Below are 10,157 nucleotides of genomic sequence, written 5' to 3'. Positions count from 1 at the left end.
ATCCAGGTCCAGCGTGTTGTTGCCGTATTTCTTGTAAATGGCGGCCATTTCCTTACCTACGTAGGAGCGGCCATTTGCTACCACCTTGCCTTCGTCAAAGCTTACGGTGGCGGCATAATAACAGTCTTCCAGCAGCTTTTTAAAGTTGGCGGGCAGCATGGTTACCTGGTTGTTGTATATCACCTCCGGGTGTACGAAAAAGCTCATGTCGCTGTTTTCTTTCAGCAGGTTTTTAAACGGTTCCAGTGAGCCGGCGGTTTCTGCATCTTTCAGGTGAAACAGGTTATCCAGCACCGGCAGCCAGGTGCTTTCCGCATCATCGGGCGTAGTAAGCACCGTTGGTAAAACGGAGGCGGTATCCTGGGCAGGGGCGCTGTTCTCTTCATCAGAGCTGTCCGGTTCAGCATCTCCGCCAGGCATGCCGGGCATGCCATGCTTTTTTATTTTGTCCAGGTCCATGGGGCGCAGGTATATTACCACGCTTTTGTTCCAGCCAACCAGCGAATGATCGTCCGGCAGCCAGGCATAGGTAAAATCGCCTTTGGTTTTGGAGGTAAAGCCGGGCACTTCTTTTTTCAGGAAGGCCTCAAACTTATCTGCGTCTTTCAAGCTGCCGGTAACCGACAGGTAAGAATTGTTTTCATTGCCAAACACCATGGAAGCAAAGAAATTGCTGTTCAGGTCTACACCGGAATTTTCCACATTCCTCACGGCCTTGGCCGCTTCGCTGGAAGTGTCCTCCTGGTGCAGGGCATCAAAAAGCTTGTCAACCGTAATTCCGTTGGTAACCAGTTTTTGTACAATCTGTTTACTGTTAATGCCTATCACAATCCCGGCATTCTTGGGAATATGTTTGCTTTCTTCCGGTATTTTGGAGCAGGCGCTTAATAACACTGCTGCAGTAACAGCGGTTAACAAAACCCGGTACAAGTTGCTTAGCGTTGGGTGCATAAGAAGTGTTCAAAGATTTAAAAAATAATAATACCTGTGAAATTACACAAAAATCAACCCTTCTGCATCATTGTATAAACTAAATCCTGCAATTGTTTTATACCTTTATGGCACGGTTTTCACTAACTAATCATTGCTAACTATTCCTATTAAACTAGAAGAGCGCCAACATGTTCCTTATCTTATTGCAATACATCAGGCCGTTAACGGCTATAGAGCACTACCTGGAAGCCCATAAAGCATTTCTGGACAAGTACTACCAAAGCGGGCAGTTTATCCTGTCTGGCCGCAGAAAACCCCGGTCCGGCGGGCTAATCCTGTGCAAAGCCTCCAGCCGTAAGGAAGTAGAGCAGATTATTACCGAAGATCCTTTTGATAAATACCAGCTGGCATTGTACGAGATCATTGAATTTGAGCCTACCACCTACGTAAATGAGCTGCAAACCTACTTGTCCTGAGCCCGCGCGAACCAGTAAGCCTTATACCATAACATGCTCCTGTTGATTTATTAACCTCCTTAAAATAGTTCCCTGTCGGGGAGCCTGCCTATCCTTTGCATCTTTTTTAAGTAACTATGTTGCAATCGTTTGAAAAAGGTTGTAAATTAATCCTGCCGGGTAAAACCGGGTGCATTTCACGTTATAAAAACAGGTTAACTATGATGCCTTATTGTGATATTCTGTAGCACACCGTCGATGTAGATAGCTTATTTCCGTTAATTCCAATAGTTAACTGTAGCAGTAACAAGCACATTATGAATGTCTTCCGCGTATGCTGAGCCGGGAAGAGGTATGTCCGTTGCCATGCCTTTTGACTGCGCCTGCCTGCCGGGGGCCTGGTATAGATGCTCAAACATTCCATTTCCACAACCTTAAATCCGTACTGTATGAATGTTCACGTTAACGTAAAACAAGCGCTTGCACGCTACAGCGCCGTATGGCTGCTGTTATTGCTGGGCATTACCCCTGCTTTGGCCCAGCAGAAAAAAATTACCGGACAGGTAACTGATGAAAAAAGCAAAACTCCTCTGCCCGGTGTTACAGTAGTAATAAAAGGCTCCAACCGCGGCACTGCCACCAGCCCAACAGGTTCCTTTTCCATTGACGCCGCAGCGGGTGAAACACTGGTGTTCTCCTTTGTGGGCTATACGCCAAAGGAAGTGCCGGTAGGCGCCGGCGCCCACCTGGAGGTTACCATGGCGGAAAGCATTGGCAACCTGAACGAAGTGGTGGTAACCGGCTACGGCAGCCAGTCTAAAAAAGACATTACCGGCGCCGTGGCTACCGTGGATGTGAAAAAGCTGCTCTCAGCCCCTGCTGCCAACGTAGGCCAGGCCCTGCAGGGCCGCGTGGCCGGCGTAACCGTGGGCACCGACAACAGTCCCGGCGGCAATGTAATGGTGCGCATACGCGGCTTTGGCACCATTAACGACAACTCGCCCCTGTATGTGATTGACGGGGTGCCTACCAAAGGCAACCTGAACACCCTGAACCTGGGCGACATAGAATCTACCCAGGTGCTGAAAGATGCATCCGCCGCTTCTATCTACGGCTCCCGCGCCGGCAACGGGGTAGTGATCATTACCACCATTAAAGGCAAAGCCGGCAAACCTAAGCTCAGCTACGATTTTTATTATGGCACGCAGCGCCCCGGCAGGTTCCTGGACCTGCTCAATACCCAGGAGTATGCCAACCTGTTGTGGGAGTCGCGCATTAATGCCGGCAACGTGGGCGCCAACGGTAACCCCAGCCACGCCCAGTTCGGCAACGGCCCCACACCGGTAATACCCGACTATATTTTCCCTGAAGGCGCCAAGGAGGGCGATCCGCGGGTAGACCCCGCCAACTATACCTCCAACATTGAAAGCCCCGAGTTCCGCAAAACCAAATGGCTCATTACCAAAGCCAATAAACAGGGCACCAACTGGATGGACGAGATATTTGACCCTGCGCCCATACAAAACCACCAGCTTAAGGTGTCCGGCGGCACGGAAACCGGCCGTTATGCCATGTCGCTCAACTACTTTAACCAGGAGGGTATTATGATATACACCGGGTACAAACGGTACTCCATACGCGCCAACACGGAATTTAATGTAACAAAGGCCATACGCGTGGGCGAGAACTTCCAGGTAGCTTATGGCGAACGTGTGGGCCAGCCCGCCGGCAACCAGAATGAGGGCAACCCGGTTTCCTTTGCCTACCGCATGCAGCCCATTATACCGGTGTATGATATTATGGGCAACTTTGCCGGCACCAAAGGCGGCGACCTGGATAACGCCAAAAACCCGGTAGCCGCCCTGTACCGCAATAAAGACAATGTGAGCAAAGAGCTGCGCCTGTTTGGCAATGCCTGGGCAGAGGTTGACATTCTTAAAAACCTCACCGCCCGCACCAGCATTGGCATTGATTATAACTGGGATAATTACCGGAACTATACTATCCGTGATATTGAATCCAGCGAATCGGCCAGCGTGAACAGCCTGTCTATTTCCACCTCCTACAGCAACACCTGGACCTGGTACAACACCCTCACCTACCGGCTGGATATTGGTAGCCTGCACCACTTTAACTTTTTACTGGGTACCGAAGCCATTGCCAGCATGAACGACCCGCTCACCACCGGCCGTTCCCGCTTTTTCCTCGACGACCTGGATAACCGCTATATAAATGCCGGCAACGGCAGCACCGCCAACAACACCGGCGTGTATGCCGACTGGCGCCTGGCTTCCGAGTTTGGCAAAATCAATTATGGGTATAATGATAAGTACCTGGTGGATTTTACCCTGCGCCGCGACCGCAGCTCGCGCTTTTCCAGCCTGCACAACGTAGCCTACTTCCCCGCCGCCAGCGCCGGCTGGCGCATTTCAGAAGAGCCGTTCATGAAGGGCAACACCGTGGTGAACGACCTGAAGCTGCGCGTAGGATGGGGCCAAACCGGGAACCAGGAAATAGGCAACTATAACCGCTATACCACCTTTGGCACCAACCCCGCCACCTCCTTTTATGACCTGAACGGCTCACGCTCCTCTGCCCTGCAGGGGTATGAGCTAACCCAGTTCGGCAACCCGGACGCTAAATGGGAAACCACCACCAGCACCAACATTGGGCTGGATGCCACCATGCTCAAAGGCAAGCTGGGTTTTACCGTAGATGTGTACCAGCGTAAAACCAGCGACATGCTGTTTCCGGTAGAAATACAATATACCCAGGGCCAGGCCACCAACCCTTTCCGCAACATAGCCACCATGATGAACCGCGGTATTGAGCTGGGCATTAACTTCGGCAGCGATGCCATGAAAGGCGACTTTACCTATGACCTGGGCATTAACTTCAGCGCCTATAAAAATGAGGTAGAGAAAACAGACGGTAATGCCAATACCCGCTACTTTGGCTTTACCACCCGCCTGCCCGCCATGACGGTTACCCAGGCCGGCCACCCCATCTCCTCGTTTTTCGGGTATGTGATAGATGGTATTTTCCAGACCGATGATGAGGCCCAGAAAGCACCCCCGCAGTTTGGCGGCGGCGCCAATAACAAGGCCGGGCAGTTCCACTTCCGCGATGTGAACGGGGATAACAAGATAGACGCCAGCGACCGTACCATTATAGGCAGCCCGCACCCGGATTTTACCTATGGTTTTAATGCACAGGTGAACTATAAGAATTTTGGCCTTACCATATTTGCACAGGGCGTACAGGGTAACGACATCTTTAATTATGTGCGCTACTGGACCGATTTTCCCACCTTTGCCGGCAACCGCAGCCGCGAAATGCTGGAGAACTCCTGGCGCCCCGGTAAAACAGATGCTACGCTGCCGCAGCTCCGCTCCAATGATGTAATCAGCAGCAACCCATCATCTTACTACGTGGAAAACGGCTCCTACCTGCGCTTTAAAAACATACAGCTCTCCTACAACCTGCCGCAAAGCCTGTTAAAGCGCTTTGGCATTGAGCAGCTGCGTGTGTACCTGCAGGGGCAAAACCTGTGGACCATCACCAACTACACCGGCCTTGACCCGGAAATTAACCTGCGCAACTACGATCCCAATAACGACCGCCATATGGGCGTGGATGAAGGCGCCTACCCCATGGCCAAAGTGTACCTGATAGGCGCAAACCTCAGTTTCTAATCAACATAAAATAACTAGTATGAATACACGTAAAGTCATATATACCATTACCTTGCTGCTGTTATGCACTGCCTGCAGCAACAGCTTTCTTGACCTGAAACCCAAAGGCGTGCTGCTGCCCGAACAGCTGTACACCAGCAACGGCGTAAATGCCCTGCTCATAGGCGCCTACTCCCTGCTGGACGGCGTGGGCGCAGGCAATACCACCTACCAGAGCTCCGGCGATAACTGGGTATACGGCAGCGTAGCTTCCGACGATGCTTACAAAGGCACCACCTCCGGCGACCAGCCGGCCATCAGCCTCATTGAAAGCTACCAGATACTATCTGACAATGATTACTTCCGCGGAAAGTGGCGCGCTGTATACGATGGTATTGCCCGCAGTAACGATGTGCTGCAGGCCCTTGCCAAAACGCCTGCTACGGAGATAGACGATGCAGACCGTACCCGTATTACCGCCGAAGCCCGTTTTCTTCGCGGCCACTATCATTTTGAGGCCAAGAAAATGTGGAACCATGTGCCTTACATTGATGAAAATACCTATAACCCTGAAGATGCCAACAGCACCAAGGTGCCTAACGACGCCGATATATGGCCCAATATTGAAGCCGACTTCCAGTTCGCCTACGAAAACCTGCCCCACCGCCAAACGCAGCCCGGCCGCGCCACCAAATGGGCCGCAGCCGCCATGCTGGCAAAGGCAAAGCTGTTCCAGCAAAAGTTTGCTGAAGCCAAAACCCTGCTGGACCTTATTGTTGGCCAGGGCGGCTATACGCTGGTAGAGCGCTATGCCGATAACTTCCGGGCGCAGGCCAACAACAATGCAGAATCTATTTTTGAAGTAGAGCACTCCGTGAACGATGGCGCACCAGGCGGTGAAAACGGTAACCAGGGCGCCACGCTCAACTACCCTTATGGCGGGCCTACTACCTGCTGCGGGTTTTTCCAGCCTTCGCAAAACCTGGTAAACGCTTTTAAAACAAACGCCAACGGCCTGCCCCTGCTGGATGATTTTAATGCCACAGATGTAACCAACGACCAGGGCATTGAATCAAAAGACCCGTTTACGCCTTATGCCGGCACGCTTGACTCACGGCTCGACTGGACGGTTGGCCGCCGGGGCATTCCCTACCTGGATCACGGCCTGCACCCCGGCAAAGCCTGGATCCGCGACCAGGCCTATGCCGGCCCCTACTCCCCTAAAAAGAACATGTTTTACAAGGCCGATATTGGCAGCGCCACCTTTGCCAACAATCCCCGGCAAAACGCCAACAACTACCGTATGCTGCGCTACTCCCATGTACTGCTGTGGTTAGCGGAATGTGAAATAGAGGTAGGCTCCCTGGAGCGCGCACGCGAGCTGGTGAACATGATACGCGCCCGCGCCGCCAACCCGGTAGGCTTTGTAAAAATGCCGGACGGCTCCAATGCGGCCAACTACAAGGTAGGCCTGTACACTACCCCGTGGGCCGATAAGGCAATGGCCCGCAAAGCAGTACGCTTTGAGGAACGGCTGGAGTTTGCCATGGAAGGCCACCGCTTTTTTGACCTGGTACGCTGGAGCATAGCGGTAGATGTGCTGAACACTTACCTGGAAAAAGAAAAGCTGAAACGTACGTACCTGAATGGCGCTACGTTCAAAGCCACTAATATTTACTATCCCATTCCCCTGCAGGAAATAGTGAACAGCTCTATAAACGGATCGCCTACACTAAAACAGAATGACGGGTATTGAGGTAATTACGAATAGATAACCATCCGCACCGCCTTTGATGTATCTACATCCAGGCGGTTTTTTTATTGCATTAATATTCCGTAATCAGCGCCTGCCGCTCGTCCGGCGTAATTCCCATTCGTAATTCGTAATTGATAACTGTTAATTACTGTTAACCCTATTTAACCCCCTATGCGCCGCAGCCACCGATACTAAACGCCTGTTGGCCGACACCCCCCGAACCACCCTTGCCGTATATCTAGTTTTGTCGGATGGCAAAATTGATTACCGGAATATTGGGCATCAGCGTGCTCATAGCCGGGTGTAAAGGAAAAGCGGAAACACATAGCAGCACACGGGCGCAAGCTAACCAACCTACTGTTGTAGACGTATTGGTAGCCGGCGCCACCACCATTAACAATACCATAGAAGCCAACGGTACGGTTGTAGCCAATGAGTATGCCGAGCTGCATCCTGAAATAAGCGGGCGCATTACCTACCTGGATGTGCCGGAAGGCACGCTGGTACAAAAAGGCGCCCTCATTGCCCGTATTAACGATGCCGACCTGCAGGCGCAGCTGCAGAAGTCGCAGGTGCAGCTGGACCTGTACCAGAAAACAGAAGAGCGCGACCGGAAGCTGCTGGCTATTAACGGCATTAACCAGGCCGATTATGACCTGGCGCTGAACAATGTGAACAGCACAAAGGCTGACATTGCCTACACCCAGGCACTGATTGATAAAACCGTTATCCGCGCGCCCTTTACCGGCATGGTTGGGTTGCGGCAGGTGAGCATTGGCGCTTATGTAACACCCGCCAACAGCATTGCCACCATTCAGCAGCTTGATAAAATGAAGGTTGACTTTACCCTGCCGGAGCAGTACAGCACTGTTATTAAAAAGGGCGCTGTGGCAGATGTGATGCTGGATGCCGGCACCAATGCCCACCGCAAAGCGGTGATCATTGCCTACGAGCCGCAGATAACGCCTACCAGCCGTAATATACGCGCCCGCGCCGTGCTGGAGGAAGGCAAAGGCCACCCCGGCGCATTTGTAAAAGTGTACCTGAACACTACTGCCGATAAAAAGGCCATACTGGTGCCCACCAATGCCATTATTCCCAACGATAAAAATAACCAGGTAATACTGGTAAAGAATGGCAAAGCCACTTTTGCAGACGTACAAACCGGCATACGCGAAGCCAGCAATATTGAGATCACCGGCGGCATTAACCCGGGTGATACCGTAATAGTAACCGGGGTGCTGTTTGCACGCCCCGATGCACCGGTAAAGGTGCGCAATGTAAAAACCATTGCACCTGCCGTTGCGCAGCAGTAAACCATTTGAACGGAAACATAAGATAAGACAGTACCATGAATATTTCTGAGCTGTCACTGAAGCGGCCCGTGCTGGCAACAGTGATGAACCTGTTGATCATTTTGTTCGGCGTCATCGGGTATAGTTTCCTGGCCGTGCGTGACTACCCGGCCATTGACCCGCCGGTGATTACCGTTACCACTGCCTACACCGGCGCCAACCCCGATGTGATCGAAAGCCAGATCTCCGAACCGCTGGAAAAACAGATCAACGGCATTCCCGGTATTCGTACCATTACCTCCAACAGCTCTTTAGGCACCAGCAGCATTACCGTTGAGTTTAACCTGGGCGTTGACCTGGAAGCTGCTGCCAGCGACGTGCGCGATAAAGTAAGCCAGGCTACCCGCAGCCTGCCGCTGGATATTGACGCCCCGCCCGTAGTAACCAAGGCCGATGCCAATACCGATCCTATTCTGATACTGGCGGTGCAAAGCCGCACTAAAAGCCTGATGGAGCTGAGTGATTACACCGAAAATGTGCTGCAGCAACAGCTGCAAACCATTGACCAGGTAAGCGCTGTAAACGTGTTTGGCGCTAAAAGCTACGCCATGCGCATATGGCTTGACCGTGACCGTATGAACGCCTACGGCATTGCCTATAACGATATTAGCGCTGCCCTGAACAACGAAAACGTGCAGCTGCCTGCCGGTAAGGTGTACGGCAACAATACAGAGCTTACTATTAATACCCTGGGCCGCCTTACCACGGAAAAAGATTTCCGCGATCTTATTTTAAAGGAAGACAGCACCGGCATTATCCGCCTGAGCGATGTTGCCCGCGTGGAGCTGGGCCCCCAGGTAGAGGAGCAAAGCTGGAAGTTTAACGGCGTAAACGCCATAGGCCTGGCCATTATTCCCCAGCCCGGCGCTAATAACATTGCCATTGCAGACGAGTTTAACAAACGCCTGAACAATATCCGGAAAGCCAACAAATCGGATATTGAATTTAACGTGCTGGTAGATAATACCCGCATCATCCGCCAGTCGCTGGCCGAAGTGAAGGAAACCCTCATCATTGCCTTTGCCCTGGTGGTGCTGGTGATCTTTTTCTTTTTCCGCAACTGGCTCATTGCCCTGCGCCCGTTAATAGATATTCCTATTTCTTTAATAGCCACCTTCTTTGTAGTATACCTTTGCGGCTTTACCATTAACATATTAACCCTGCTGGGTATTGTGCTGGCCACCGGCCTGGTGGTGGACGATGGTATTGTGGTTACGGAAAATATTTTCCGCAAGCTGGAGCAGGGCCTGCCCATCCGCAAGGCCGCGCTGGAAGGCAGCCGCGAAATATTCTTTGCCGTTATATCCACCTCTATTACCCTGGCCGTGGTGTTTATGCCGGTGCTGTTCCTGCAGGGGTTCGTAGGGCGCCTGTTCCGCGAGTTTGGCGTGGTGCTGGCTGCTGCCGTGCTTATCTCCGCCTTTGTATCGCTTACCATTACCCCGGTGCTGAACGTGTACCTGAACCGAAAAAAGGCAGGCCACGGCTGGCTGTATGATAAAACAGAACCTTTTTTCCAGGGTATGGAAAAAGGCTACCACCGGCTGCTAAAAGCGTTTATGGGTATACGTTGGGCCGCCTGGGTAATGATAGCTGTGTGCGGCCTTATCATATGGCTTATATTACGCAGCATACAAAGCGAAATAGCCCCGCTGGAAGACCGCAGCAGCATACGTTTTACCGTTACGCTGCCCGAAGGCTCCAGCTTTGGCTACACACAAAACGTAACAGATAAAATTACCGGCTACCTGCTGGACTCTGTACCCGAACGCGCATTCGTATTTGCCAGAACGCCCGGCGGCAACGGCACTGTTATGAACACCTCCCAGCCCCGTATTGGCCTGGTAGATCCCCACGAACGCACCCGCAGCCAGAATGATATTACCGTGGACCTCCAGCGCAAGCTGCGCCGCTTTAACGATGCCCGCATTTTTGCCATACAGGAGCAAACCATTGCCGTGGGCTCCGGCTCCAAAACCAGCTT

6 protein-coding genes are annotated in these 10,157 nt (G+C 52.1%); 5 read left to right on the top strand and 1 reads right to left on the bottom strand.

Going from position 1 to position 10,157, the window contains the following annotated elements:
* Window positions 1-951, bottom strand: a 951-nt coding sequence (locus tag VFS25_RS07180; RefSeq protein ID WP_326461447.1) for a DUF4836 family protein, incomplete at its 3' end; no start/stop codon positions are given.
* 170 nt (window positions 952-1,121) lie between these two features.
* Between VFS25_RS07180 and VFS25_RS07175 the strand changes: the two genes are divergently transcribed.
* The 5 genes from VFS25_RS07175 to VFS25_RS07155 form a co-directional block, all read left to right on the top strand.
* Window positions 1,122-1,409: a YciI family protein gene (locus VFS25_RS07175; protein WP_326461446.1), complete on the top strand. Its 288-nt coding sequence runs from the start codon at window positions 1,122-1,124 to the stop codon at window positions 1,407-1,409.
* Window positions 1,410-1,837: 428 nt separating this feature from the next.
* Window positions 1,838-5,083: a TonB-dependent receptor gene (locus tag VFS25_RS07170; protein WP_326461445.1), complete on the top strand. Its 3,246-nt coding sequence runs from the start codon at window positions 1,838-1,840 to the stop codon at window positions 5,081-5,083.
* Between the two features lie 19 nt (window positions 5,084-5,102).
* Window positions 5,103-6,818, top strand: a complete 1,716-nt coding sequence (locus VFS25_RS07165; RefSeq protein WP_326461444.1) for a RagB/SusD family nutrient uptake outer membrane protein — start codon at window positions 5,103-5,105, stop codon at window positions 6,816-6,818.
* A gap of 251 nt (window positions 6,819-7,069) precedes the next feature.
* Window positions 7,070-8,134: an efflux RND transporter periplasmic adaptor subunit gene (locus tag VFS25_RS07160; RefSeq protein ID WP_326461443.1), complete on the top strand. Its 1,065-nt coding sequence runs from the start codon at window positions 7,070-7,072 to the stop codon at window positions 8,132-8,134.
* A 35-nt stretch (window positions 8,135-8,169) separates the two neighbouring features.
* Window positions 8,170-10,157, top strand: a 1,988-nt coding sequence (locus VFS25_RS07155; protein WP_326461442.1) for an efflux RND transporter permease subunit, incomplete at its 3' end; no start/stop codon positions are given.

It is taken from the genome of Chitinophaga sp., from assembly GCF_035761305.1.
GTDB lineage: Bacteria > Bacteroidota > Bacteroidia > Chitinophagales > Chitinophagaceae > Chitinophaga.
The sequence above is the reverse complement of the archived record's forward strand: the minus strand, read 5'-3'. Positions and strand labels throughout refer to the sequence as shown.